Origin of the sequence: Parasphingorhabdus sp. (genome assembly GCF_048267785.1) — a bacterium.
In the GTDB taxonomy this organism is placed as follows: domain Bacteria; phylum Pseudomonadota; class Alphaproteobacteria; order Sphingomonadales; family Sphingomonadaceae; genus Parasphingorhabdus.
On the sequence record NZ_JBLWWU010000018.1, the window covers coordinates 37,861 to 62,112 of the forward strand.

Consider the following 24,252-nt stretch of genomic DNA (forward strand, 5'->3'; position numbering starts at 1 on the left):
GGCTGCGGCGACACTCTTTTCCGCCGCCGGGCATATAGGCCCGGCTTTGCATCGCGAAACAAAAGAGCGCCGCCTCCGCCGTCCTCCGCCTCTGGCTCCGGCCGCCGTGACCGGCGGTGCAGTCCCGGCCAGCCCCCGCTTTCCCGTCGCTCGGGAAGGCCGCGAGAGGCGCGGCCTCACGCCGAACAGGAGACGATCCCATGACCGCCGAGACCACCGAACCAATGGCCAGCTCCGCAACCGCGGCCGTACTCGAAGAATTGCAGCTCTATGGCTATCGGCCTTTCGCCGACGAACCCGACCCGAGACCCTTGCCCGAAGCCGACGCCCTCCAGGGTGCGATCGCCGACATCTTCGACGCGCTCGCCGCCACGCTGGAAGACACGCGTCTCGAACCGGATCTCGAAGACCTGCTCTGGTCCGTGACCAACCTGTTTCATCGCACAGCGGCCCGTGTCGACCGCGACCTCGACGACAACGAGCAGGCCCAGAAACGATCACAGCGTGAACAGGACGGGTCGGAAATTCGCTCGGTCGAACTTGAAGCCCTGACGGCGCAGGGCGTCACGCTGATCGAGCGGCGCAACACTTACGAGCTCATGCGCGATATCGCCGCCGATCACTTCGAGACCCATATCGGTCAGACCTGGCGACCGCACTCGGGATCACGGATCAGTCACCACACGCTGACGGCGGCCATGATCGACAGCCGCGACTATCTCTCGGCGAAGCGACGCGCGGAGATCGAACCCCTCCTGCCAACCGGACCACGGGTCGCGTTCTCCGGCGGGCTCGACGTCACCGACCATCGGGCGATCTGGGATGCGCTGGACCGTGTGATGGCCAAGCATGCCGACATGGTGCTCCTGCATGGCGGCTCGCCCAAAGGCGCGGAGAAGATCGCCGCGTGCTGGGCCGATAACCGCAAATGCCAGCAAATTGTCTTCAAGCCGGACTGGAAGCGCCACGGCAAGGCGGCGCCGTTCAAGCGCAACGACGCGCTTCTTGAGGCGATGCCTATCCTGGCGGGCGGCGCTTCCACTTCGCCGACCCTAACGGAAATGAGCTGGCGATCTGGACCGAGGCGAAGCCATGAGCGTTGTTGTGACCGGAGCAACCGGGACCATTGGCCGCGATGTGGTGCGACTGCTGGCCGAGACTGGCCATGAGGTGCGTGCACTTGGGCGTTCCGAAGCAAAACTGGCGGAAATCGACGGCCCGAATGTAGCGCCAGTCGCGGCGGACAATCTGGATACCGCGGCAGTTTCCGACGCCGCAAAGCGCGCCGACGTAATGGTCATGATCACTGCGGCGGCGCCTGATGCAGCCGCGCAGGCATTCTCCCTTCTATCGGCAGCAAAGCAGGCGGGCGTTCGCAAAGTCGTGCGCGTGTCAGCAATAAAGGCCGCGCCCGACGGCCCCACGGACAACACGCGACAGCATGCGCAAACCGAGGCTGATATCTGCGCCTCGGGCCTGGAATATGTATTCCTTCGCCCAAGCTATTTCATGCAGAACATGTTCATGGCCGCTGAGACAATCGCGGGGGACGGCAGTTTCTCTTTTGCAATGGGCGAAGGATCTATCGGGATGATCGATACCCGCGATATTGCCGCTTGCGCCATGCATTGCACGTTGAGCGATCAATGGAACGGACAAACGCTCGAATTGACCGGTCCGGAGTCAATCAGCTTTGACGAGATCGCCCGACGCCTCGCCACCGCGCTGAAAAAGCCTGTCAGCTACAACCCGATCACGCCTCAAGCAGCCTATGAGTTCATCGATGGTTCCGGCTGGGGCGCTTGGATGGCGGCGCTGACCCGAGATTATGGTGCAGCTTACGCCTCCGGCTGGGGAGATTTCGTGACCGAACATGTGGCCCAAATCACAGGACGCGCACCGAGCAGTTTTGAGCGCTTTGCTGCTGATATGTTCCAGCCATCCGTGGGCAGTGCATGAGCAAGCGGATGATGCGTGGATCGCATCACGCGATATTTGAGGCCATTCTATGCAGCCGCAAATGAATGGCGGAACACCTCAAGCAGCCGACGTAACGTCACATGCCGGCTCTTGATTGGGAGGAGTTCGCCATGCCAGCCGACTGGCGCGACGATCAACAATACGATCATTTCGATGATCTCGGCATCTCCGGACTGGCTTGGGAATGCCTTCGGCGCAACACGAGCTATCGCGCCGACTATGACCGAATGCAAAAGGACGGCGGTGCGCCTTCCGACTGGGGGTTGCGATTTCCCTGTGAACCCAGAAATCGATTCACGCGTCGCGCGCGTTTTCTGGTTGCCCGCAGCCGCTCCCGCCGTGGCTCATCTCATCGCCGCTCTTCCGGAAATCGGCTTGACCGCATCCATACCTCCCGAAAGCATCGCGAACTGCAAGATAGACGCCGAGGGACTGTCATGGGTTCAGCTGAAGGAAGGCGCCAATCTTGTCGGCGATCAGATCGGTGACCGGCCCGTTGGCCTCCTGCTTCCTCTGGATGGCAAATGGCCCATTCGGCTCGCTGCGGCAGATCGGCTGTATCACCAACTTATCGACCGCGATGCCGATTCGCCAATCACTCAGCAACGACGTGACCGCTTAAAACGCGCCCTGCGAACAATCGACGGACGCGAGAGCGGCGCCAGCTATCGCGACGTCGCCAGCGCCTTCTTTGGCGCCGATCACGTCGCCGCCGAACCCTGGAAGACCAGTTCACTCAAGGCGCAGGTTGCGCGCTTGGCATCCTATGGCCGGATGATGATTGATCGTGGTTACACGAAGCTTCTTCTAGGCAAGTACCGCTGAAACTGCCTTTATCTCACAGCGCCTGTGTCGTTCGAGAAGTTTCAGTTATGTTCATCTGATGACGCAACCTTCGCAATCACTCGACTCAAACCTTCCTAGAATAATGGGACGTACGCGCCGGCTACCATCTCAGCAACGAGTCATCTTCGACCAGATATTTCACAGTGGAGGCGGATATGTCCTCAACTTCTCCGACCGAACCATGGCCGAGTGGTTTGAGGAGAATATCGACATTCAGATTTTTCAACCGCGCTTCCAGGTGGAAGGGGCGAGCAAGGGTAAGACGCTCAGAGGGTTTGTCGAGGTCGCTGAACCGCGTCTCGTTGCTCAGGTTCTACGCATTTTGTGGGCGTATCGCTGCAGTCTTGATGGTTGCATGGACGCGGACGCCGCAAAAGAAGAACGTCTAAAAGTATGGCTTGAACAGTTCACGAACGAGTTGGAAAACGCGTCTGCGCTTAACCTCGACGACGCATTCAAGGACTTCTCACGCGACACCACGCTTCCCAAACTGCGTGCGTCCATCGCCGCCGATCTTGTCGCAGAGAAGCCCGATGTAGCGCTGGACCGTGTGCATACCTACTGCGTCAAACGCTTCCGCGATCTGCTCGCATCGCGCAATCAGGCCGTCGATGCAAAGACCCCGCTCGACGCCATATTCGGTGCATATGGCAAGGCATTACGTGATGAAGGCGCGGTGAGCGAATTCGCCCTGCCGACACTCCGCGTTCAGCACAAGCTCTTCAACAGCCTGAACCAGGCCCGCAACAAGCGCTCCTTCGCGCACGACAATGAGCTTCTCGAGGTTTCCGAAGCCCAGTTCATCATCGATTGCGTCCTCGCTTCGCTTGCATTCATCGAACGCATAGAAGCCTCGCGGCAGACACCGGCCGCCGATTTGGATGATGAAATCCCGTTCTGATCGAACCTGCGAGAAACCGGTACCGCCAATTATTTGGGGGTGACGTTCTCGCCGCGCGCTGATCGTCATCCCTCCCGGCGCGCATCTTACGCTTTTCTCGTCTCCGACGGTCCCGCGCATCCCGCAGCGGGATGGCCTAACCGGAGACGCGACCCATGCCCGATCCCAATGCCGGACTTCCCCCACGCTATTTAAGAACGCCTGAAGCGGCCCGTTTTCTCGGTCTTTCGGGGCGGACGCTCGAAAAACATCGCACCTACGGGACGGGACCACGCTACTCGAAGATCGGAGGCCGTGTCGTCTACGCGATCGAGGATCTGCAGGCCTGGGTCAGCCGCGGGGAGAAGAATTCGACCTCGGATGACACGGGCGACGAGGTGTTGCCCGCCAAGCGGCATGCAGCGATCTCGCCCGCCTATGCACGGAAAGCCGGCTCATGAGCGGCGGCGCCACTGTCGATCTCGTCTGGATCCAAAAACAGATCGAGCACTGGATTCGCTTCGGCAGAATCGTCCGGACAACGATTCTGAGCCGCAGTCGCAGCACCGTCGCTTTCGACCCCGGCACCGTCTTCGCCTTCGTCCGCTGGCAGGCAAATGATTTCGGTACGGCGCAAAGCCGGATCGACATTCTGCGCGCGCCCAGAGCAGGTGAGCCCTATGCAACCGTGCCGTACGTGACGTCCGGCGGCGACAGTCTGTTGCGTCTCTCCGGCTGGCCCAAAGTCGAACGGGTTCTTCAGTTCGCCGATGCGATCGAAGCGCTCGGCATCGAGCCGGCTGACGCCGCGCCGGACTATTGGCGCCACGTTCACAACAGGCTGTCTGCAGGCTTGGAGCCGCGCGGCTACACAGCCACTCAGCATCACGCCTGGCTTCTGCGCCAAGCCTGTCCGCCCGATCCACTGACATTGCGCGCGGCGTCGGCGGGGAGCGCGTCATGACCCGGTTCGGTTACGTCATGACGACCTATTTCTCGGTGCTCGCGATCGGCGGACTGGCCCTGGTTCATGTCAGCCCTAAGCTGATCTGGAACGCGTCCGCAAGCGCGCCGATCGGACTCTACGCCGTCGCGTTGGACGACGATCTTTCTGTCGGCGATCTGGTTGTTGTCGATCCTCCGAAATCGCTTGCGATCTATCTCGACAATCGTGGCTACCTGCCTGAAGGCGTACCTCTTCTGAAGCATATCGCCGCGCTTCCCGGACAGAGCGTCTGCCGCGATGGCGCCGCTGTCGCTGTCGATAATATCACCGTGGCGCAGGCGCAGCCAAGCGACCACCTCGGCCGAGATCTGCCCGTTTGGCAGGGCTGCCAAATCGTCGCCAGCACAGAACTCTTCCTCCTTAATCCCAGCCATCCCGACAGTCTCGACGGTCGCTATTTCGGCGCACTCCCGGCGGACGCCGTGATCGGACGCGCCGTTCCGATCCTCACCGATGAAGACGGCGACGGCCGGTATGCCTGGCGCACCGAACGCGACGCCGACGCTCCCTAGAATTCTTCCGACCGCAAATGAAAGGAACTTACCCATGGCTCAGATCGGTCAATTCACCCGCACGGACTCTGGCTTCACCGGACGCCTTCACACGCTCATTCTCTACCGAGAACTCACCCTCGTTCCGGCAACACCGTCGGACAGCGAGAACGCACCCGATTATCGCGTCCATCACGGCGATGATGACGGGCCGGAAATCGGCGCAGGCTGGAAGCGCACCGGCGAGAAGGCCGGTGAATACATCTCTTTGCAGATCGACGACCCGACTTTCGCTTTTCCGATCCGCGCTAATCTCTTCAAGACGGACGCCGAAGACGGACATTGGGCGCTCTATTGGAACCGCCCCACAAAGCGGCCCGAGAAGCGCGATGAGCGCGGCTAGACCGTCTCGCCGCTACGCGATGATGGCGAGGTTCCTCCTCTGCGGTCTGCTCTCCGGCGTGGTTTTCGCGCACGCCGTATCTGCAGAGACCTCGTCCTCCGGGACCGAACACGGCGGTAATTCCTATGCTGCCTATATCTCCGAAGCTGCGCAGCGGTTCGGCATTCCGACGCATTGGATTCTCGCCGTCATGCGCCAGGAAAGCGCCGGCGATGCGCGCGCCGTGAGTCCTGAGAAAGGCGCAATGGGACTGATGCAGATCTTGCCCCGGACATGGGATGAACTGCGCGCGCGTTACGCTCTGGGGCGCGATCCGTTCGATCCGCGCGACAACATTCTCGCAGGCGCAGCTTATCTGCGCGAACTGCACGACCGCTTCGGATCACCGGGCTTTCTCGCAGCCTACAATGCCGGGCCGACACGCTATGCCGGGCATCTCGCAACGGGTCGCCGGCTACCCCGAGAAACCCGCGATTATGTTGCGGCGCTAGCGCCGCTCATCGGCGCATCGGTTGCAGCGGAACGGCATGAACAGAGTGCGGTTCTGACCGTGGACTGGCGCACGGCGCCGCTCTTCACCACGCATAGGGATCGACAGGCGTCTGCTGATGAGGTGCCCCAAAGCAGCGATATGGACGCTTATCCTCCGCACACATCCCACGCTTCGGATAGCCTATTCCCACCACATGGAACCGGGGATCAGCGATGACCCCGCTGATCGCACTCTCGCGCGGTCCGTCACGTTACAGCGTGTTCCCGGCAAGGAGCACCGGGACGGACAGTGCAACAACAACGGGAGGGCGAGATAAAAGGCGCGGCACTGATGCCCGCTATGCCTTTGTTGTTGTTGGGTATTTCGCCCGCTGCGGTCATGGGCACAGTGCCGCCCCACGGCCCAACCCACTGTTTTCACGCGGAATTCACCGTGCCGCGCGCTTTCAAGCGGACACCATGACATGAGCGACCGCGACAATGACATGCGCATCCGGCCCGGTCGCATCCGCAACAAGGGAACAAGCGCCCGCAAGGCGCAAAGCTTCGTCGGCCAGGTCATGGGCGCCGCCCGCAAGGCCGGACACACCGGATATAAGCTGAACGGTTCGAAAGGAGGCGGGCGCGGATCGCAATTCGGCCGCGGCCGTTTCGCCGGCGCAGCGCGCGGACTGTCACGCACCCAGCGGCGCGTCGTCATCAAGGCGCGCGTCGTCCGTCATCGTGGCGCACATTTCCGTTCCGCCCCGCTCGCCAAACACATCGCCTATCTCAAGCGTGAGGGTGTGACCCGCGACGGGCGTGATGCGGGCATGTTCAACGCCGAAGCGGACAGCGTCGATGATCGCGCCTTCGTCGAACGCTGCGAAGAGGACCGGCATCATTTCCGCTTCATCGTCTCGCCTGAAGACGCCGACCGCCTCGAAGACCTGCGCGCCTACGCCGCTCGCCGAAGTGCGGGAAAACTACAAGATGGAGCTGGTCTGCTTTGACCCGTCTGGCACATCGCGCACAACGAACCAATAGCCCCAGACGATCAGTAGTATCTGCAAAGGGGCGCGAACGGCCAGATAAACCGGCCCCCACTGGTGTCCGCCAAGACCTGCGCCATTGAGGGCTGCGTAGATATTGGCCGGAAAAAACAGGACGAGCACGGCGATGCACGCCAGTCCCGCCTGCTTGCGCAAAAAAGGGACAAGCAGCCCAATCGCCAGCAAGGCCTCCAACACGCCGGTCGCATAGATGATCATGGTCTTTTGCGGCACGAAACTCGGCAGCATCGCCGCCATGCTATCCGTTTTCACAAAATGTCCGACCGCGAAGAATGCGAAAGCCATGGCGAAGGCGATGCGTCCAACGAGGCGATAGAACCCTGGACGACCCACAAGACGCCCGATAATCACAGCCATCAGTGTGGGCAGGAACAGGATCGCCAGAATGATGAGAGGCGTCGTCACCGAACTTATTCCTTCATCCAGACCCACTAAGTCCTGGGCGGGTCGCAGAGTTGTTGAACCCACTGACGATCAGCCAGAGACTTAAAGTAATTTCAAACAAGCCGCCGGGTATGACGCTGACGGTTGCAACAAGCTCGTCCGGGCCAAAAAGCTGATAGATCGAGCCTGCCAGTAAAACCGGATAGCCGATCATGCCCCACACGGACATCCATCTCGGAACCAGGCGGGATTGAAAGAGCGCCGCGCAAAACAACACGCCGCCAACGCTCCAGAGCGCCATGCCCAGATGATAGGCCGCGACGCCGCCAGCCTTCAGCGCCGAGGCGGCGGCATAGTCCTGCGGGCTGGGCGCTTCACCTCCTAATGGCGACAACATCAAGGACAGCAATGCGCCCACGGCGAGAATGACGGTCGCCGCAATCGCCGCGCTGAAATAGCCAAAAGCGAGTCGCTCGCTGAACGGCTTCATGATCGGCAGCATGATCACCGCCAAGCCGATATTCAAGACGGTGTGCACCAGCCCGGTCAGTATGACGCCGATGACAATCCGCCTTTCATTTTCGGCCATATGCAGCAGGAAATCCGCGTCCGTCACCGCCGCATCGATCAACCCCAGACCAACGCCATAGGACACAAATGTCAGGATGAAGAACATCCCGAACAGGGCGGCTGACAGGCGATGAGGCGTTGTTCGGGCCATGACTTTTCAATCGTTTCAGAAAACAGCGCCGACGCGGCCGCTCGGACTATAGCCATCTATATATCGGTTAGAATAATCATTGTTAACGTCCGCCTATTGGCCATAGTGGATAATAAATTGACCATTGGGCGGAGCCGCATATGCATCACTGGAAACAAATCCCCTATTTCCTGTCTGTCGCCCGTACGGGCGGGTTTCGCGCGGCGGCGGACGATCTTGGCGCCACCCACGCCACGGTGCGCAGCCATATCATCGCGCTTGAGAATAGTTTGGGGACACAATTGTTTCGGCGGTCAAAAAAGGGACTGGAACTGACCCGCGCAGGGCGCATCCTGCTGACAAACGCGCAGGACGCTGAAAAACAACTTGAAACGGGTCGAAATAGTGTTCAGGGCGTAGACCGTCAGGCCAGCGGTCTTGTTCGCGTCTCCGCCGAGCCCATGACAGGACACCTGCTTTTGGCGCCGATATTCGCTGAGTTCAGCAAGCTCTATCCCGATATCGAGCTGGAAATCCGGCTGACCTACGACATTGAGGACATCAATGGGTTGGAAACCGACATCTCGATCAGAAATGCGGAAGCGGTGTCCGAAGATGTGACGGCGCGAAAATTGTTCCCCACCGCGTCCTGCGTCTACGCCTCCCGCGATTATATCGATGCGCACTTTCCCGGCGCCGGTTCGCGCGGTGAAAACCTCCAATGGATCGGCTATGGGGCGGAGCCGGAACAAAAGATCTGGATCGATCAGTCACCGTTTCCTGATGCGCGGCTTCGCCATATCGCACGCGATGTGGAAATGCATCTGCACCTCGTACGCAGCGGGCTGGGCATGAGCTTTCTGCCGGTCTGGTGCGAAACACTGTTTCCTGAACTTCGCCGCGTGCCGGGTGCAGACATCGTGTTGAGGCGCAACACCTGGATCCTGCTGCATTCCGACCTGCGCAAGGTCGCCCGCATCCGCATGTTTGTGGATTTTGTCGCCCAGGCGCTGCGCAACGTGAACGCCCAACTGACGCAACAGCGAAACAGGTGAGAAGCCTATGCTGGCAAAGGAGAGATGGCGCACCCGACAGGATTCGAACCTGTGACCTTCGGCTTCGGAGGCCGACACTCTATCCAGCTGAGCTACGGGTGCTTACCGTGTCGCAACTGCTTACGCAGTGCTTACGTGAACTTTTCGCGAGTTTATAGATTAAAACGAGGGCCTCGCAAATCCTTGTTCCTGTAGTCCTTTTTCGTCTCCTCTTTGTCACGCGCCCCGTTGACATCCGCCTTCGGAGGGCAGCGCTCTATCCAGCTGAGCTACGGGTGCCGGGGCGTCGTTCCGCCGGGTGCGCATCTAGCAGCGGATTTGCCGCTTTGCCAATAGATTATTCGAGGGGTGCAAATCGCTTCCGGTTCGGGCCCTATTCTTCGCTTTTCTGTTTCGGAGTTTTCTCGATCTTCTGGAATTTTCCGAGGCCGCAGGCGCCACGGGTTTCTATTCTCCCGGCGGTTTGGTCGAGCACGTGGATAATATCGACGCTGCACAGCTGGTTGGTCGAGGTTTTGTAGGAAAAAGCTTTTTCAAAGCCAAGACCGCTGCATTTTTGCGGCAATATGTTGCGATAGATGTCGCCGTTGTTCATCTTGAAATCGATCGTCTGGTCGTCGATCACATCGGTCGACCGGATGCTCGATCGGGTGATGCAGTTTTTCGGTTCGTCGATCATCCTGATTTCATATTTGTCATCCTTGGACGCTTTCTCTGCGGCAAAGGCGATGCTGCCAGCGGCCAGCGCGGAGGCAATGACGATCATGGTGGGAAGATGCATGTTTCTCTCCTGTCAGATTGCTCTGGGCGTCGGGTAATATATGTCTGATCACATTTAGGGAGGCTGAATGATATCCGCAATTTTACGGATCAGCATGCCATCCGTCCGGCGCCGGTGTCTTTTTCTTGTAGCGACACAGATCGGAGACCGGACAGCGCCAGCATTCCGGCTTGCGCGCCTTGCAGATATAGCGGCCGTGCAGGATCAGCCAGTGATGGGCATGGACGCGAAAGGGTTGCGGGGTCTGCTTCTCGAGCTTTTTCTCTACCTCCAGCACGGTCTTGCCCGGGGCCAGCCCAGTGCGGTTGCCGACCCGGAAAATATGGGTGTCAACGGCGAAGGTCTCCGCGCCAAAGGCACAGTTCATGACGACATTGGCCGTCTTGCGCCCGACCCCGGGCAGCTTGACCAGTTCATCGCGATCCGCCGGGACTTCCCCCCCATAGTCAGCGATCAGCTTCTCGGACAAGGCGATCACGTTTTTTGCCTTGGTATTGTAGAGTCCGATCGTCTTGATATGCTCTTTCAGCCCGTCCAGGCCCAGATCGACCATCTGCTGCGGGGTTTTAACCTCGGCGAACAGTGTGCGAGTCGCCTTGTTGACGCCAATGTCGGTCGATTGCGCGGACAGGGCCACCGCGACCACCAGTTGATAGACATTGCCGTAGTTGAGTTCGGTCTCCGGTGACGGATTATCGGCGGCGAGGCGGGAATAAAATTCGAAAATATCGGCTTTTTTCATGGCGCTCAGTCTCCCGGAACCCGGTCCATCAGGTCCATGAAGTTTCGCGCGCTATTGCGGTCGGCTTCATTCTCGAACGCCTTGTCCAGATCGATACGGGTACCGAGCATATAGAACACCGCCCACAGGGCAAAGCGCCGCCCGCGGTCCTTTTCAAGACCGAAATCCACCCGCATATGCTCGATGCCGGCGTTCATCGCCTCCGGCTCGATCGCGGTCAGATCGGTGGTGCCGAAATATCGTTGTAACTGATCATCAAAATCCATCCGGCAGGCCTATTGTGTCCCCACGACCTTGGCAAGCGGATTGGCTGAAGCGATTGCAGGCCTTTCCTTGCCCGCAATCGCCTCTACCGGCCTATTTTACGCAATATTTGCCGGAGGTTTTCAGTCCGCTTGAGCAGCTGCCGCTTCTGACTTCGGCATAGTCGCCTTTATCACCAACGCAATAATTGGCGGACGATTTGAAGCCTGAGGGACAGGATCCGATTTTGACAATGGCGACCTTGCCGGAACTCGATTTGCAAGAGCTTCCAGATGATTTGAAGCCGGTCGGGCAGCTGCCGTCCTTGGCCACGGTCGTGCTGCTCGACTGGGCAAAAGCCGCCGGGACGGCGAGGCTGGAAATGATCAGTGATGACAGGGCGATTGTGTAACGCATATTATGGTTCCTTCCGTGTGGTTCGATAAATGGTCGTGCGCTGGATATCAGCGCGCCGGTGCGCTCAGATATTCGAATGCGACCAGGCTTTTGCCCGTTCGCTTGTTATAATATTGACAGTAGAGCTTCTCTGTTCTCGCGTTGCTGTGCTCGTTGAGGCGGGCGAGAAAGCTGATGCCATATTTGCCGCGCTTTTTCCGGTCGGCGGTATAGGCGGAGGCGCGCGAGGAATTGCTGCCGGTGGCGCAGTCGCTGACCCCCTGATCGTTGCCGCAGTGCAATTTCATATGTGAATCGCCAAGATACTGGTCGCTATGCCATGTCCAGTAATCGACCGTACCGGCGCCGGGGTTATCCGATTTCACGCACTGCCAGACAAAGTCATTGCCCTTGTCCATCGCCTTATACTGTTTCTCGTCGACTTCAAAATAGAGAACTTCCTGCGGTTGCAGGGACGGCGCGATGCACGAACCGCTCACGGTGCCCGGCTTGCGGTTGATAAAGCCGGTCCGTTTCTCTTTGCTGAAACCCTGCTGGAACGTGTAGCTGCCGAGATTGCCGACGGTCACGTTGGAAAGGGCGATGCCGGTACATTGCGTTTGCGATGTCAGGTTCGAAGAAGGCGTTCCCAACGCGACCGAGCCGCCGCTACTGCCGCTTTTTCCAATCTGCGCTCCTTTGCCCGTTTTGCCGCGGATTGCATTGTTGATAGCATTTTCCGCTTCGTTCACGGCTTCCCGCTCCGCATCGCGCTTGGTTTGTTTCGCTTCCTTCTTGATCGCCTTGCCCAGACCGCCAAATTGCGCGTGGGCTGTTCCGCTGCCGAGTATGGAAACGGCGAATAATGCTGCGATAGCCGGTTTCAATAATTTCATTGTTGATCTCCATTGCATTTACCGAGGCAGGTAATGGAGTCGCGGGGGCTTTAGAATATACCATATGGTACATAGCAGCCCGTTATCTGATCAAAAAATCCCGAGCGATGGGGCGGGCAGGTTCAATCAAGAGGGATTTTGGCGGCTTCCTCAAAGATTTCGTTGGGGACTTGCTGAATCGCCAGGCTGCCCACGTCCTGCAACGGCCCGATCAGATTGAAACCGTAGCGATCGCAGAATTTCTTCACCATCTCCGGTGGTGCCAGCCGGTCTTCGGAGCCAGCAATAACGGTCACCGGCACTTCCAGATCGCGACACCATTTCGACCAGTCGCTTGCCGTTAAAATCGCCTGTTGCGCGGTCGATTCATAGCCATCCTCAAAGGTGCGCTTCATCGAGCGCTGCATGAGTTCCGCGACGTCGGGCCGGTTGAGGGTGCGCATGTCGGCTGCGCTTTCGCCGTATATGCTCTGGAAATAGGCCATGCTTTTTCCGCGCCGGACCATGGTCGAGATGGCTGCAAAATAGAGCCGCACGAAAGACGGCGCGATCCGCGCGAGCCGCAAGGGCGCGCGGTAGCCCATTGCAAGGTGCGAGAAATCATTGCTGTCGTCCGCTGGCAGGATCGTGCCCGCCATGACCAATCCGCAAAACCGGTCGGGATGGCGACGGATCGCCGCCATCCCGTAGGGAGCGGCCACTCTGGCAGAGATCACCGAACAGCTTCCGATTTCCAGCTGGTCCAGCAGATAGACAAGCCGGTCAACAAATTCGTCCACCACCGCGAGGCCCGTGGTTGCCATTGTGCTGCCGGCATAAAAGGGGAGCCAGGGAGCGATGATCCGCAGTTTCTGCCGCGAGGCCGCTTCCTGCTGTCTTGCCGTCAAATAGGCACCATCGATCGTCGCATGGAGATATAAAACCGGCTTGCCATCCGGCTTGCCGTAAATTTCAAAAGGCAAATCGCTGCCATCTGCCAGAGCCAGTTTGTGGCTTGAACGGGTGGGCGCGGGTTTGTGATCTCTTGATTCGGCATCGGCGAACGCGTTGCTGAAACCGGCATAGAGAGCGATAAGATCGGTTTGTGAACCGATGCCCAGCTTGCGAAGCAGCGCTTTCAGCTGGTTGCGGGCGGTCCCCAAAGCGCGCCCGCGATCCGACGCAAATTCTATGACAGACAGGCCATTGACGAGATATTCTGCCAACTGCTTCTCCGTTGCGGTGAGCTCCAGCGATTTTGCAAAGGCCTTGCCAATCGTCTCATTCCAGCGCAGGCGCATGATCCGGAAATCCAGTTCGGCGCTGCCCGCTGTGGTCAATTGTGCCGCGAACAGAACGCCCCTGTCATCTTCCCGATCTGTATAGAGCCGGACAATGGCGGGGCTGGCCTTGCCACGGCCTTCCATCAGTTTTTCGACCTGTGCATAAGATTCACGATCAACACCGAACAGCCAGTCTGGTATCGATTGCCCGCGGTTGAGCTCGGAACTCTTGAATATTTGCTCGTCGACGCTCAACACGGTCATTGACGTGCTGAGCTTCAGCTCGGGTAGCCTCAACTGACCGCTCGCGCCGTCAAGGTCCTGACCATAGGTCGAAAAGTCATCCCCGACACTGGGGTCTATTTCGGTCAGCAGCTCGGTGACATTGGCAAAATGGGGCTGTAGCGAACCTTCGTCCTCAACGACGGGGTTCTGCAAAACCGTCAATAATTTCATCAACCGTTCCGGTTGGGCGGCGATGGCATAGGCATCGCGGATCATCGGATCGAGAGAATCATTTTTCATATTGTTTGACTATAGAAGGTTGCAACGCAGGAAAAGCATATCGCGCTGTTTTGACCGGTTTTGCATTGGTGCGGGAGGGGCCGAAACCGCCCGCTTGTGCGTCGGTAACAGCGAGCAGCATCCACAAGACTGGAAAACTGCCGATTAACCCGCTCGTGAAGCGGGAATGACGAAGTCATTATCTTTCGCAACAGCTCTTGCGCCACGCTTCGCCCAGCCGGTGATGGGGCGTCCGGGAATGTCGTTTTCCGGTCCAGCTTTTGCCGGCACGGCATGCTGTGCATGATTTATCAGCAATGTGGTTGCGGATGCGGGTCTTACAGCTCTCGAGAACAGATAACCCTGTCCCAATGTGCAGCCGATCTTTGCCAGCAAATGCGCCTGATCCTCTGTCTCAATCCCCTCTGCGACCACCCGGATGTCCAGTTTCCGTGCGATGTCGAGCAGACCTTCGATGATTGCTATGCTCCGGTCGTCGACCCGCAACTGGCTGACGAAGGACCGGTCAATTTTTATAATATCCACCGGCACCGTCAATAAATGGGTCAGCGATGCAAAGCCGGTCCCGAAATCGTCGAGAGCGATCCGCAGGCCGTGCGCGCGAAGCGACTTGATTTCCTGTGCCACAACCGGATCATTTTGCCCGAGATAGACCGATTCGGTAACCTCGAGCACGATGTGCTTGAGCGGAACCTTTTCCCGTCCAAAGGCCGATTGGATGCGGTCAAAGAGCGTGCCGCTATGAAAGTCCGCAGCCGAGATGTTGATGGCGACATGCTGGAACGGGATGCCAGCATCCAGCCATGACCGGACATCAGCAGCGGCCAGTGCGAGCATGCGCTGGGTCAGTTTGGCGGCCACATTCACGTCGGTCGTGGCCTGGTGAAAGGCGCCCGCCGAAACGATATTCCCTTCTGGCTGCCGCAGACGGCACAGCGCTTCCATGGCGACGACTTCCCTTGTGTCGAGCCGGATTACCGGCTGGTAATAGACCTCAATCCGATCTTCGTGCAGCGCGCTATCGACATCCTGAATCACCTCGATCCGCTTTTTGATCGCTGTACCAATGCCGGGCCAGTACCGGACAAACCCGCCGCGACCGGTTTCCTTGGCATGGTAAAGCGCGAAATCGGCATGTCGATGGACCATTTCAGCATCGTGATCGCCGGGACAGAAAGCTGCCCCTCCGATGGTCGCGCGAGGCTGGATCATGTGCCCGCTACAGCTGGTGACGCCGCCCAGGGCATCGAGAATCCGTGACGCGGTTGCATCAAGATCGGCCACCGCTCCGGTTTCCTGCAGGATTACCGCGAACTCGTCGCCGCCAAGCCGGAAGGCATGATCGGGTTGGACATTTCTCCGGATACGCTGTGCGACGCTTTGCAGCAGTTCGTCGCCGGCCTGATGCCCGAATGTGTCGTTGATCGTCTTGAGATTGTCGAGATCGACAACCAGCAAAGCCCATGCGCCCGGCTCGTCGCAGGGCAGGCGGCTGAGGGCGGAATCAAAACTGGCGCGATTCGGCAAGTCGGTCAGCGCGTCGATCGAGGCCCGCCGCTCGCGCTCGAGCATCCGGTGATGCTGTTCCAGAGCAATCGCACAAAGATGGATGCAGGCACTGACGAGTTCCTCTTCGCGTGCGCTCGGCACCCTCTTCTGCTTGAAATACAGGCCGAAGGTCCCAAAGACGTGATTGTCTGCGTTGAAGATCGGAACCGACCAGCAGGCTCTGTAGCCGGATGGCAGAACATGGTCCTTGAACGCAGCCCAGCGCCGGTCATTCTCGATATCGGTAACAATCACGGATTCGCGCAGATAGGCCGCGCTGCCGCAGGAGCCGATATTGGGGCCGATCATGGTCCCCGTGATCAGTTCGGCGAATTGTTCGGTCAAACGCGGCGCGGCAAGAGGAAAAAGCAATCCGCTCGGCTCGACCCGAAGAACCGAGCAGGCGACATCCGGCAGAAGACGCTCGATCTCGCGACACAATTGTTGCGCGGTAGCATCCAGCGAGACGCCGGTAGCAATCATTTCGAGAATGGTATTTTGAAAACGCAGCAACAAATCGGACCCTTTTTCGCGCGGAAATATACCGGTCAATCCTAGGGTCCCGAAGTAAAGATAAGATGAAGCGGCGCTGCGGCGTCATGGCCAGCCCTCATCCGGTTTCCGGACAACGTAGCGCCAATACCCGCCATCGGGGCATGATCTCCAATCATCTCGCGGTCCGGAACTTGACAGTGGGACCCTGTTTTATTTTCTGTGACCTTTGCATTTGCTTCGTTAACTGCCGCCAGAACCATGCGGACCGCCGTCAACGCCAATATTATATCCAGTTTGTCAAAGAGCCTGCCGCGATTTTAGACGATAGGTGTGGATGTAGGACAGGATTTTTCCGGGGCTGTCGGTAGCTTTGTTATCCCAGCGCAGGCTGGGATCCAAACCAATCTATTGTGCATAGAGGACGGCTGGGCCAGGACCCAGCCTTCGCTGGGGCAACTGCGTAGTTTGATGGGGTGTACTGTCACTGCAATTTCGCATCATTCCCGCAAGCAAGGACTGGTCTATGTAAGCATAGGTTCAGTTGGCGGCCGGAAGGTTGAACTGGTGCGGACCATCCTCCCGCTGGACGATCACCGTAGCCGCTTCGTGCGTATCGAATTCAGTCACCAGCCATTTTACCGTGTCGCAATATCCCGGCCCGTCAAGCTGTGTCAGGGAACGGCCCTGTGCCGCGATCACATGGTCGCCCAGTTTCAATCCCGCGCGCTCTGCCGCTGACCCGGCGAACAGTCTCACAACTACCGCTCGCCCGTCGATCATCGCGATCCCGTAACCGGGATCGTGTCGTGCCGCTTCGGGCCGGGTGCGCTTCTCCAGAAGCATCTGTTTCCCTGGATAATCCAGTGTAATAATGTAGTCGCGCAGCAAACCGGCCCCGAACAGTGTCGGAGGCATTGCCCGGACAATCGATTCCGTCGCGCCCAGTTGCCCGGAGGCGAACGATATCTTCCCGATTTCAAACCGCGTCAGCGACCCGCTCTCGCTTAGTCCGCCGGCCGATTCCCCTTCATAGCCTTCTCCCCGCACCAGCGTACCTGCGACGACCGCTTTTCGTATGGATGGATGGTCGGCGGCCGGTTTGAAAAACGAGATCTTGGCGCTATTGCCGGTGTCGAACATCGCCTTGTCGGTCAGATCGCCAACCGAATATTCGATGATGGGGGCGTGGGGATAGCCCGTATCATAAAGTCCGGTGCGCAGCGGTTTGCTGGCCGGTGCGGGAAGATCGCCGGCTGTGGCGGCGATTGAAAGGCGGTTCGTTTGCGTATCGATACGCCAGACGCTGGCCGGAAAAATCTCCGACCCGATCAGACCATTGCCGATCATGCATCGGCCCATGTCGTTGTCCGAAAAGTCGTGAATGAGCACCGGTACCCGGCGGAAGGTTACGTCGCCGAGGGTCAGGCGATCGACAACGGCGATCTCCATCGTCACCACGTTCCCGTGTGAATCGCTCCCGACATTGCGCCCGATAATCTCGAGATTCAGCGTGTCTGCGAAATGCTTGGCCAGTACCGTGGGCGAACCGGTATCGAACAGGAATTCCCGCGGCTGGCCGTCCACCGTCGCTTCGATGCGCAGCTTGCCACCGCTCAGGCTGATCGGGATATGGGTGACGGATGCCTGCCGCTCGATCGCAATCGGGGACGCAAATATCTCTGCCGGAGCACTGCTCTCCGCCTGCGCCAGAGCAGAACGGAGGGCAAATGTCATGATGACCGTTGTCATAAATACGAGCCGCATCATGAACTTCTGCAGCCTGAAATTATGGTGATCGCCCACAAAAGCGACTTGATCACAACCCCAACACCCCATCCATCCCGTACCTTCCGGCATTCTGCCCGACCAGCCACCCAGCCGCCTTCACCGCGCCGCGCGCGAAGATCATGCGGTTTTCCGCGCGGTGGGTCAGTTCGATGCGTTCCTCGTCGCTCGCCAATATCACCGTATGATCGCCGGCGACTGATCCGCCGCGCAGGGCGGCAAAGCCTATCGCGCCCTTTTCGCGCGCGCCGGTGATGCCGTCGCGGCCGCTCTCGCTATGCGCCGCCAGATCGATACCGCGGCCGCGTGCGGCGGCTTCGCCCAGTAATTTCGCGGTGCCGCTGGGGGCGTCGACCTTGTGGCGGTGGTGCATTTCGACGATTTCGATATCCCAGTCATCGCCCAGCCGGCTCGCCGCCTGCTCGACCAGCGCTGCCAGCATATTGACGCCGAGCGAGGTGTTGCCGGTCTGCAGCACGGGGATTTTGGTCGCCGCCTCGTCGATCGCGGCGTGATGCGCGGTCTCCAGTCCGGTGGTGCCGATGACGATCGGCTTGTTCGCCGCGACGCAGGCATCGAGCGTTGCCTGCAGCGCTTTTGGCGAGGAGAAATCGACCAGCACATCGCTCGCCGCGACCAGCGCCGCAACATCATCGCCCTGATCCGCGCCGCCCGCATGGCTGTGGTCCGCTTCCGCTATGGCCGCGGCCAGCGCCTGTCCCATGCGGCCCTTGCTGCCGATAATTCCGATCTTCGTCATTCTGTATGTTCCCGTTTGTCCTGAGCGCGCTCTCGTCATCCTGAACTTGTTTCAGGATCCACTTATCCTCTAAGCAGTTTCTATGAGACGAAATGGATGCTGAAACAAGTTCGGCATGACGAAGAAAGGCAATATGCGAAACACTATCAACAATATCGTCATCCTGACCGGCGCCGGCGTCAGCGCCGAGAGCGGGGTCGCCACGTTTCGCGGGCCGGATGGTCTGTGGGAGGGGCATCGGGTCGAGGATGTCGCCACGCCGGAAGCCTTTGTCCGCGACCCCGATCTGGTGCAAAAATTCTATGACGAGCGCCGCGCCAAGCTCAAGACCGTCGAGCCCAACGCAGCGCATCAGGCGCTGGCAAGGCTCGACAAGACATGGGCGGGTGAGCTGCTGCTGGTCACGCAAAATGTCGATGACCTGCACGACCGCGCCGGGTCAAAACGGCTGCTCCACATGCATGGCGAGCTGAACAGCGCCTGGTGTCGCGCCTGCGACGCGCATTTTGCCTTTCAAGGCGAGATGGCCAGCGGCCCCGTCTGCCCGCACTGCCATGTGCCCGGCTGTCTGCGTCCGGACATCGTCTGGTTCGGCGAAATGCCTTATCAGATGGAGCGGATCGAGCAGGCGCTGAGCCAGTGCGACCTGTTCGTGTCGATCGGCACATCGGGCGCGGTCTATCCGGCGGCCGGCTTCGTCCAGACCGCCCGCTATCACGGCGCCCGCACGCTGGAGATGAATCTCGATCCGTCGGAGGGCAGTTTCCATTTCCATGAAAGCCGGATGGGCAAAGCGGGGGATCTGGTGCCGGACTGGGTGGAGGAAGTTCTGTCGCACGGACTATGTTGAGGGCCGTCGTCGACACATGCGCAATATTTGCTGTACAATGGGAGTCTGACTTTGCGAAGCCTATCGATCTATTTGCCGTCGATCATCTGCGCCCTCGCTCTGGCGCCGGTCGCGCTGGCCCAGCCAGCTCAGGATAGCGGCAGCCCGACGGTCAGCAGTCTGGCTGGAAATTATCGCCTTGCCGGGGTGATGGAAACCGCGGCAGAGCTGCAGCTCGATGCCGATGGCAGCTATAAATGGATGCTGATCGTCGGCAGTCTTGATCTGTATAGCGAGGGCAAATGGACGCAGGTTGACGGGCAGGTGATACTCGGCCCGCACCGGTTCGGCAAAGACACGCCGGTATTCGCGCTGGCCGGGGGCTATCCCTGGGGGAGCGAAGAAAAGGACGCGGCTTTTGTCAGCGAAACCATCCGTCTGAAAAACCGGGCGAAGTGGCAATGTGCTTTTCTTGACACGGGCGGCTATTACCAGTCGTCGGATGATCATGCCGCTACGGAAGGGCTGACGCCGCTGCAACGTTTCGACGCTGCGGTCAAAAGCGAACGCGAACTGCGCGACGCCTACGAGCAGGCGATTGCCGCCTATTTCGCCCGCGACCCGTCCGATCCGGATGACAATCTGGAAATTTCCGCCCGCAGCGCAAGGCGCGATTGGGGCCATGCGGTATCGGTTCTGGCCAGCAGCGCCCGCGCCGCCGGCAAGACCGCCCGCTATCAACCGCCATCGCTGCCCGCCGACTGTTTCTTCCTGACCGATTATAGCTCCGAATATGGCGGCAACGAACCCGGACCCCGGGTCGACTGGCGCGAGGGCGTCGGCATCTGGGTCAACCGGCGCGAGCGGCCCGATGCGCGGCTGGACATCGACGCCGAATTTACCTTCGCCGATGGCAGTGTCGAGACGGCGAACAGTCATGAACTGGGCTTCGCCTTCGTTCCCGCCGCCGAGCAGCGACAATTGCGGTCGATCAAGCTGACATTGCGGCACGAGGACTCCGAATATTCGTCCCGCTTTGATGTCGCGCCGGACAGTGATGCGCGCGTTTACGAAGTGACGCTGGACAACAGAGTGTTGATCAAGCCGCCGTTCAAGGAGCTTCGGCTGACTATTTCCGGCGACCGGCTGGTGCCGGCGGATGGCAGCGGCGGAGCCTATCTCAGGCGTGACTGAGTTTTCGGCGGGCTTTCCGGATGCATCGCATCGATAATCTGCTAGACGGGGCTTCATGAAAGATCATTTTGAACGCCATAAGCAGGCCTGGACCAGCGAAGAAATCCAGAAACTCCATGCCTTTGCGAAAAAAGGGATGACCCTCAAGGCCATCGCCAAAGCACTGACCCGCAGCGAGGAATCGGTCAAAAAGCGCGCCAAGTCCGACAAGCTCAAAATCGCGGCGAAACGCTGAACCGTCTCTGATATTCCCGGCCAGATATGCCGGAGCGCGTTTCCAGTCGCGCTCCGGAACCTGACCGTTCATCCAAATCACCTAGCCCGCAGATGGCCGATGGGCGTCATCGGACCAGTCCTGCCGTGCCGCCCATTGCTCGAGGGTCTCAAACTCGACCTCTGGCAGACGCCGGTGCATATAGTCGGTGTTCACCAGAAACGGCTGGGTCGGTGAATCATTATTATAATGATAGAAGGACGCGATAAAGTCGCGCATCGGCTGTTTCTCTTCTTCCGCCATGGAATCGCCCAGAGCATCGACCAGCAACGCTCCGAATTCCTCGGGCGTGCAGGGATCATATTTTATTTCCCGGCCGAAGACGCGGGACAGGGCCTCGGTGACCTCGGTCGGCTTCAGCGCCTGCGGACCGCCGATATTCATCCATGCGCCTTCAAGATCGGGGCGTGCCAGCGCCGCTGTCATGCATTTTCCGACATCGTCGAGGCTGATCCAGTTGGCGGTCAGATGCGGTTTGTGCGCATAGACATAGCGATCTTCATGGACAATGAAGGGGCGCGCCCAATTGGTCAGCAGATTGTCCATGAACAGCACCGATCCAAAGACCGTCGCCGGTATGCCGGTGCGGAACAGGGCGTTGATCGCGGGGGTGTTCTCGCCATAGCTATGGGCTTCACCGGGCTGATCGGGAATCCAGCCCGATGTATTCCAGACGAACCGGTCGAGACCGGCCTCTACTGCCGCGGAACCCAGTTTGCCGACAAGCTCGGAACGATCGCCGGGTGATTGCAGGGGATGGGTATAGAAAACCGCGTCGGACCCTTCCAGCGCCGGTACGAATGTCGATTCGTCGGAAAGATCGATGACCCGTGTTTCGTCTGCGACATTGCTGCCGCCGAGGTCCGGATTTTCACTGCGCGAGAGCGCTCGAACCTTGTGGCCTGCTGCGGCCAGCTGTCTCATCTGTGCCAGTCCCTGCCGTCCGGTTGCGCCTACTACGGATACCAATGCCATTATTCTCTCTCCTAAATTGTCAGGAGGGAAGCTAGGCGACCGGCTTTGCGGTCTCAATGCATCAAATAGTCAGTGGCTACGCTTACCCGTTGCGGAGCGGAGGCTTCAGATGTGCATCGTCACGAACAGAAAGATGATCCACAAGGCCAGCGCGACCGTGGTCAACCAGGTTGCCATTACGCCCAGCTGGCGAAAGCGCGGCGACCCGCCCTTGTGATGCTGGGCCATGCCGACGATATGGGCGACCCGGCCGATCAGGAAGACCGCCGCGATGATCGTGATGCCGATATGACTGGCGTTGGCCAGTTCGAGGATCGCGAGCATGATCAGGAAGATCGGCGCATGTTCGGACAGATTGGCATGGGTGCGCCGGGCCGCAAGCAGATCGGGATTGTCGCCGTCGCCAAAGCCGATCTGGTTGGCGATGCGGACCTTCACCGTGGCATAGGCGCAATAGATCAGCAGCAACGCGCAAATCGCTGCGGCGAGGCCGGTTACCGGTAATGTCATGATGTTCCTCCCTGAGTTTTCGGGAGTTTAACCGATTCTGGCCAAAGCGCAAATCGGGCGGCGGACCTTGGAGGACAACAAGTCTCAGACAAGTAGAGATTTTTGCTCGCTATGGACTAGCCTTGCGGTTTTGGCATTGGACCTTCAGGCCGATATTTGTCCATCACGCTATCGAGCTTCTCATTGGTGATTGAAGGATTTTCGGCCTGCAGGCACGGCAACAAAATGGCCTTGTTTGCATGTTGTTGTGCGACCGACGGGTCATGGTTGGCTTCCGGAGAAACGCCGGAGAAACAATCGATAAAAACTTGTTCAGGAACACCAAGATCGGCGGCGACCAGATCTGTTGGTCGTTCATGGATCGGTGGTGGCGGAGCAGGTTTGGCGAGACAGGCTGAAACAGGAGCCAGTGAAACCACCAGAGTTGCTACGATGATGCGACGCATAAACTTACTCCATTGTTAGAGCGGATATAATGCTTCGCTTCCTGGCTTGGCGTCAATTGGATAAGTGTATCAATATGTCGCTACGGGTGACAGCGGATATACAAAAAGTTTCATTTGGCTGTCAGGCAGAACCGGGTTTATCCGCCACCGTCCGAACAATTGTCGCAATCATCGGTGTCGAGCGTGTCGCCGGCAAAGTTGTGATTTCTGGCGACTTTTATATCCCAAAAAACGGACATGGGGACGAAGAATCAATTGAAGAAGCGCGCCGGAGTTATCCGGCGCGCTTCCCAGGAAATTGGTGCATCGAGGATATGCAACTTGGTCATTTGCAACAATTTCCCGATCTTATCACTGGCTGGATTCACCCTGCGGTGCCTGTTCCTGCTGTTTCGCTGCATTCTTGATGGCACCCTTGCTCATAGCGGTGACCAGAACATCGCCTGAACCGGCAAAATTTGCGGCAGGCAGAACAGCGGTGCGATCGCCGGCTTCGACAACGACCGATTGTACAACACCCGAACCGGTTTGCTGTACAGACTGTACATAACCGACGACCCGTCCCTTGGGGTCTTCAATCGGCATGCCTGGAGCAACCGCGAACATTCCGCCTGCATTTGCTGCGCTGCTGCCCGATCCAGCCAGCTGGCCAAGATTACCCATCGCCATTCCGTTGCCGTTGCCAGCAAAGCTTCCGACCAAAGAGCCTGCACCCGATGCGCTGTAAGCCGCATTTGAAGCTGTCCCGGTTGCTGCAGAGGTCACGCCGCCGGCGGCCGTTCTCGCGCTGCCAACCGTATGGCGGGCCATTCCGGTGGCTTGTCCGGCGGTGGATCGGACGGCATCGGTGCCGAGCAGCGTGGTGTCCGTGTGGCCATTGGCCGAGCCCGAAGCCGAGCCATTGGCGGCGCCGCTGACAGCATTGCTCGGCAAATCAGCCGTGCCGATCAGTGAGCCATTGGCGGATGCACTGCTGTCCGCGTCGGTGGCAACCTGGCCCGAGCGGGTGTCGATGACAGGATCGATACGCGTAGAGTTGGTAACGCCGCCGCGTCCGGTAATGGAACCAGATGCCCGGTTGATCGTGTCGGAACCGAGGTTGCCGCCCAGACCACCGCCAAGCGAACCACCAAGGCCGCCGCTGCCACCAAGCAGCTGGGCAGATGCCGGGGCTGCCGTCAAAAAGGCAATTGTGATTGTGCTTACGATTAGTTTTTTCATGTTCTTTCTCCGTTTATGACGATGATATTTTCGCCGTCTGATGAAAGAACGATGCGGTTTCGAAATTTAATCCATGAAACG

General features: G+C 59.0%; 30 protein-coding genes, 1 tRNA gene and 1 pseudogene. 16 read left to right on the top strand and 16 right to left on the bottom strand.

Translation table 11 applies throughout. The annotated features are described in order from the left end of the window. Window positions 1-200: 200 nt before the first annotated feature. From ACN0VD_RS13745 to ACN0VD_RS13795, 11 genes and pseudogenes are all read left to right on the top strand, one after another. Window positions 201-1,169, top strand: coding sequence for a DUF2493 domain-containing protein (locus tag ACN0VD_RS13745; protein WP_417595209.1), 969 nt, complete (start codon window positions 201-203; stop codon window positions 1,167-1,169). After that, window positions 1,093-1,959 carry an NAD(P)H-binding protein gene (locus ACN0VD_RS13750; protein WP_417595211.1) on the top strand — a complete coding sequence of 289 codons (867 nt, stop codon included), beginning with the start codon at window positions 1,093-1,095 and terminating at the stop codon, window positions 1,957-1,959. The genes ACN0VD_RS13745 and ACN0VD_RS13750 overlap by 77 nt, the downstream gene beginning before the upstream one ends. Before the next feature lie 131 nt (window positions 1,960-2,090). Continuing rightward, window positions 2,091-2,195: pseudogene (locus ACN0VD_RS13755) on the top strand (transcriptional regulator domain-containing protein); the annotation flags it as partial. A 4-nt stretch (window positions 2,196-2,199) separates the two neighbouring features. Next, window positions 2,200-2,805: a DUF2285 domain-containing protein gene (locus ACN0VD_RS13760; RefSeq protein WP_417595213.1), complete on the top strand. Its 606-nt coding sequence runs from the start codon at window positions 2,200-2,202 to the stop codon at window positions 2,803-2,805. A gap of 202 nt (window positions 2,806-3,007) precedes the next feature. After that, window positions 3,008-3,727, top strand: a complete 720-nt coding sequence (locus ACN0VD_RS13765; RefSeq protein WP_417595215.1) for a hypothetical protein — start codon at window positions 3,008-3,010, stop codon at window positions 3,725-3,727. 155 nt (window positions 3,728-3,882) lie between these two features. Further along, a complete protein-coding gene (locus ACN0VD_RS13770; protein ID WP_104829948.1) occupies window positions 3,883-4,167 on the top strand; it encodes a helix-turn-helix transcriptional regulator in 285 nt (94 codons plus the stop codon). After that, window positions 4,164-4,670, top strand: a complete 507-nt coding sequence (locus ACN0VD_RS13775) for a DUF2840 domain-containing protein (protein WP_417595217.1) — start codon at window positions 4,164-4,166, stop codon at window positions 4,668-4,670. Before ACN0VD_RS13770 ends, ACN0VD_RS13775 begins: the two co-directional genes overlap by 4 nt. Next, window positions 4,667-5,224 (top strand): S26 family signal peptidase, encoded by a 558-nt coding sequence (locus tag ACN0VD_RS13780; RefSeq protein WP_417595219.1) that lies wholly within the window; start codon window positions 4,667-4,669, stop codon window positions 5,222-5,224. The genes ACN0VD_RS13775 and ACN0VD_RS13780 overlap by 4 nt, the downstream gene beginning before the upstream one ends. Before the next feature lie 34 nt (window positions 5,225-5,258). Continuing rightward, complete coding sequence (locus ACN0VD_RS13785; protein WP_121212513.1) at window positions 5,259-5,606, top strand: DUF736 domain-containing protein; 348 nt, start codon at window positions 5,259-5,261, stop codon at window positions 5,604-5,606. Next, window positions 5,593-6,315 carry a lytic transglycosylase domain-containing protein gene (locus ACN0VD_RS13790; RefSeq protein ID WP_417595221.1) on the top strand — a complete coding sequence of 241 codons (723 nt, stop codon included), beginning with the start codon at window positions 5,593-5,595 and terminating at the stop codon, window positions 6,313-6,315. The genes ACN0VD_RS13785 and ACN0VD_RS13790 overlap by 14 nt, the downstream gene beginning before the upstream one ends. 247 nt (window positions 6,316-6,562) lie before the next feature. Further along, window positions 6,563-7,090: a hypothetical protein gene (locus tag ACN0VD_RS13795; RefSeq protein ID WP_417595223.1), complete on the top strand. Its 528-nt coding sequence runs from the start codon at window positions 6,563-6,565 to the stop codon at window positions 7,088-7,090. Here ACN0VD_RS13795 and ACN0VD_RS13800 read toward each other — a convergent pair. Next, window positions 7,064-7,555, bottom strand: a complete 492-nt coding sequence (locus ACN0VD_RS13800) for a hypothetical protein (protein WP_417595225.1) — start codon at window positions 7,553-7,555, stop codon at window positions 7,064-7,066. The two genes, ACN0VD_RS13795 and ACN0VD_RS13800, sit on opposite strands and share 27 nt — an antisense overlap. 13 nt (window positions 7,556-7,568) lie before the next feature. Continuing rightward, window positions 7,569-8,255 carry a DUF4386 domain-containing protein gene (locus tag ACN0VD_RS13805; protein WP_417595227.1) on the bottom strand — a complete coding sequence of 229 codons (687 nt, stop codon included), beginning with the start codon at window positions 8,253-8,255 and terminating at the stop codon, window positions 7,569-7,571. 140 nt (window positions 8,256-8,395) lie between these two features. Here ACN0VD_RS13805 and ACN0VD_RS13810 point away from each other — a divergent pair, with 140 nt between their 5' ends. Then, on the top strand, window positions 8,396-9,289 hold the full coding sequence (locus tag ACN0VD_RS13810) for a LysR family transcriptional regulator (protein ID WP_417595229.1): 894 nt from the start codon (window positions 8,396-8,398) through the stop codon (window positions 9,287-9,289). A gap of 25 nt (window positions 9,290-9,314) precedes the next feature. Here ACN0VD_RS13810 and ACN0VD_RS13815 read toward each other — a convergent pair. From ACN0VD_RS13815 to dapB, 10 genes are all read right to left on the bottom strand, one after another. After that, window positions 9,315-9,391, bottom strand: a tRNA-Arg gene (locus ACN0VD_RS13815). A 271-nt stretch (window positions 9,392-9,662) separates the two neighbouring features. Beyond that, complete coding sequence (locus ACN0VD_RS13820; protein WP_417595231.1) at window positions 9,663-10,070, bottom strand: hypothetical protein; 408 nt, start codon at window positions 10,068-10,070, stop codon at window positions 9,663-9,665. Between the two features lie 82 nt (window positions 10,071-10,152). Next, on the bottom strand, window positions 10,153-10,812 hold the full coding sequence (nth, locus tag ACN0VD_RS13825; RefSeq protein WP_417595233.1) for an endonuclease III: 660 nt from the start codon (window positions 10,810-10,812) through the stop codon (window positions 10,153-10,155). 5 nt (window positions 10,813-10,817) lie between these two features. Then, complete coding sequence (locus ACN0VD_RS13830; RefSeq protein ID WP_417595235.1) at window positions 10,818-11,078, bottom strand: hypothetical protein; 261 nt, start codon at window positions 11,076-11,078, stop codon at window positions 10,818-10,820. 91 nt (window positions 11,079-11,169) lie between these two features. Next, window positions 11,170-11,472, bottom strand: coding sequence for a hypothetical protein (locus tag ACN0VD_RS13835; protein WP_417595237.1), 303 nt, complete (start codon window positions 11,470-11,472; stop codon window positions 11,170-11,172). A gap of 47 nt (window positions 11,473-11,519) precedes the next feature. Then, the gene (locus ACN0VD_RS13840; RefSeq protein WP_417595239.1) at window positions 11,520-12,347 is read right to left on the bottom strand and encodes a hypothetical protein; all 828 of its coding nucleotides are present in this window, start codon (window positions 12,345-12,347) and stop codon (window positions 11,520-11,522) included. 122 nt (window positions 12,348-12,469) lie between these two features. After that, complete coding sequence (locus ACN0VD_RS13845; RefSeq protein ID WP_417595241.1) at window positions 12,470-14,134, bottom strand: hypothetical protein; 1,665 nt, start codon at window positions 14,132-14,134, stop codon at window positions 12,470-12,472. Window positions 14,135-14,278: 144 nt separating this feature from the next. Then, entirely contained in the window at window positions 14,279-16,234 is a 1,956-nt protein-coding gene (locus tag ACN0VD_RS13850; protein ID WP_417595243.1) for a putative bifunctional diguanylate cyclase/phosphodiesterase, read from the bottom strand. A gap of 480 nt (window positions 16,235-16,714) precedes the next feature. Further along, entirely contained in the window at window positions 16,715-17,944 is a 1,230-nt protein-coding gene (locus tag ACN0VD_RS13855) for an aspartyl protease family protein (protein ID WP_417595245.1), read from the bottom strand. A gap of 49 nt (window positions 17,945-17,993) precedes the next feature. Beyond that, window positions 17,994-18,722: a 4-hydroxy-tetrahydrodipicolinate reductase gene (gene dapB, locus ACN0VD_RS13860; RefSeq protein ID WP_417595247.1), complete on the bottom strand. Its 729-nt coding sequence runs from the start codon at window positions 18,720-18,722 to the stop codon at window positions 17,994-17,996. A gap of 133 nt (window positions 18,723-18,855) precedes the next feature. On the opposite strand from dapB, the gene ACN0VD_RS13865 reads away from it, so the two are divergent. The 3 genes from ACN0VD_RS13865 to ACN0VD_RS13875 are packed head-to-tail and all read left to right on the top strand — an operon-like array spanning window position 18,856 to window position 20,980. Further along, window positions 18,856-19,572: an NAD-dependent deacylase gene (locus ACN0VD_RS13865; protein WP_417595249.1), complete on the top strand. Its 717-nt coding sequence runs from the start codon at window positions 18,856-18,858 to the stop codon at window positions 19,570-19,572. Between the two features lie 51 nt (window positions 19,573-19,623). After that, complete coding sequence (locus ACN0VD_RS13870) at window positions 19,624-20,745, top strand: hypothetical protein (protein WP_417595251.1); 1,122 nt, start codon at window positions 19,624-19,626, stop codon at window positions 20,743-20,745. A gap of 55 nt (window positions 20,746-20,800) precedes the next feature. Beyond that, complete coding sequence (locus ACN0VD_RS13875) at window positions 20,801-20,980, top strand: hypothetical protein (protein WP_417595253.1); 180 nt, start codon at window positions 20,801-20,803, stop codon at window positions 20,978-20,980. Between the two features lie 81 nt (window positions 20,981-21,061). Here ACN0VD_RS13875 and ACN0VD_RS13880 read toward each other — a convergent pair whose 3' ends face one another. The 3 genes from ACN0VD_RS13880 to ACN0VD_RS13890 form a co-directional block, all read right to left on the bottom strand. Next, on the bottom strand, window positions 21,062-21,994 hold the full coding sequence (locus tag ACN0VD_RS13880; RefSeq protein WP_417595255.1) for an SDR family oxidoreductase: 933 nt from the start codon (window positions 21,992-21,994) through the stop codon (window positions 21,062-21,064). Window positions 21,995-22,099: 105 nt separating this feature from the next. After that, window positions 22,100-22,504 (bottom strand): MAPEG family protein, encoded by a 405-nt coding sequence (locus tag ACN0VD_RS13885; protein ID WP_417595257.1) that lies wholly within the window; start codon window positions 22,502-22,504, stop codon window positions 22,100-22,102. Window positions 22,505-22,620: 116 nt separating this feature from the next. Then, complete coding sequence (locus tag ACN0VD_RS13890; protein WP_417595259.1) at window positions 22,621-22,950, bottom strand: hypothetical protein; 330 nt, start codon at window positions 22,948-22,950, stop codon at window positions 22,621-22,623. 29 nt (window positions 22,951-22,979) lie between these two features. On the opposite strand from ACN0VD_RS13890, the gene ACN0VD_RS13895 reads away from it, so the two are divergent. Beyond that, complete coding sequence (locus ACN0VD_RS13895) at window positions 22,980-23,357, top strand: hypothetical protein (protein ID WP_417595261.1); 378 nt, start codon at window positions 22,980-22,982, stop codon at window positions 23,355-23,357. Here ACN0VD_RS13895 and ACN0VD_RS13900 read toward each other — a convergent pair. Further along, window positions 23,302-24,171 carry a hypothetical protein gene (locus ACN0VD_RS13900; protein WP_417595265.1) on the bottom strand — a complete coding sequence of 290 codons (870 nt, stop codon included), beginning with the start codon at window positions 24,169-24,171 and terminating at the stop codon, window positions 23,302-23,304. The genes ACN0VD_RS13895 and ACN0VD_RS13900 overlap by 56 nt on opposite strands. Window positions 24,172-24,252: the final 81 nt, after the last annotated feature.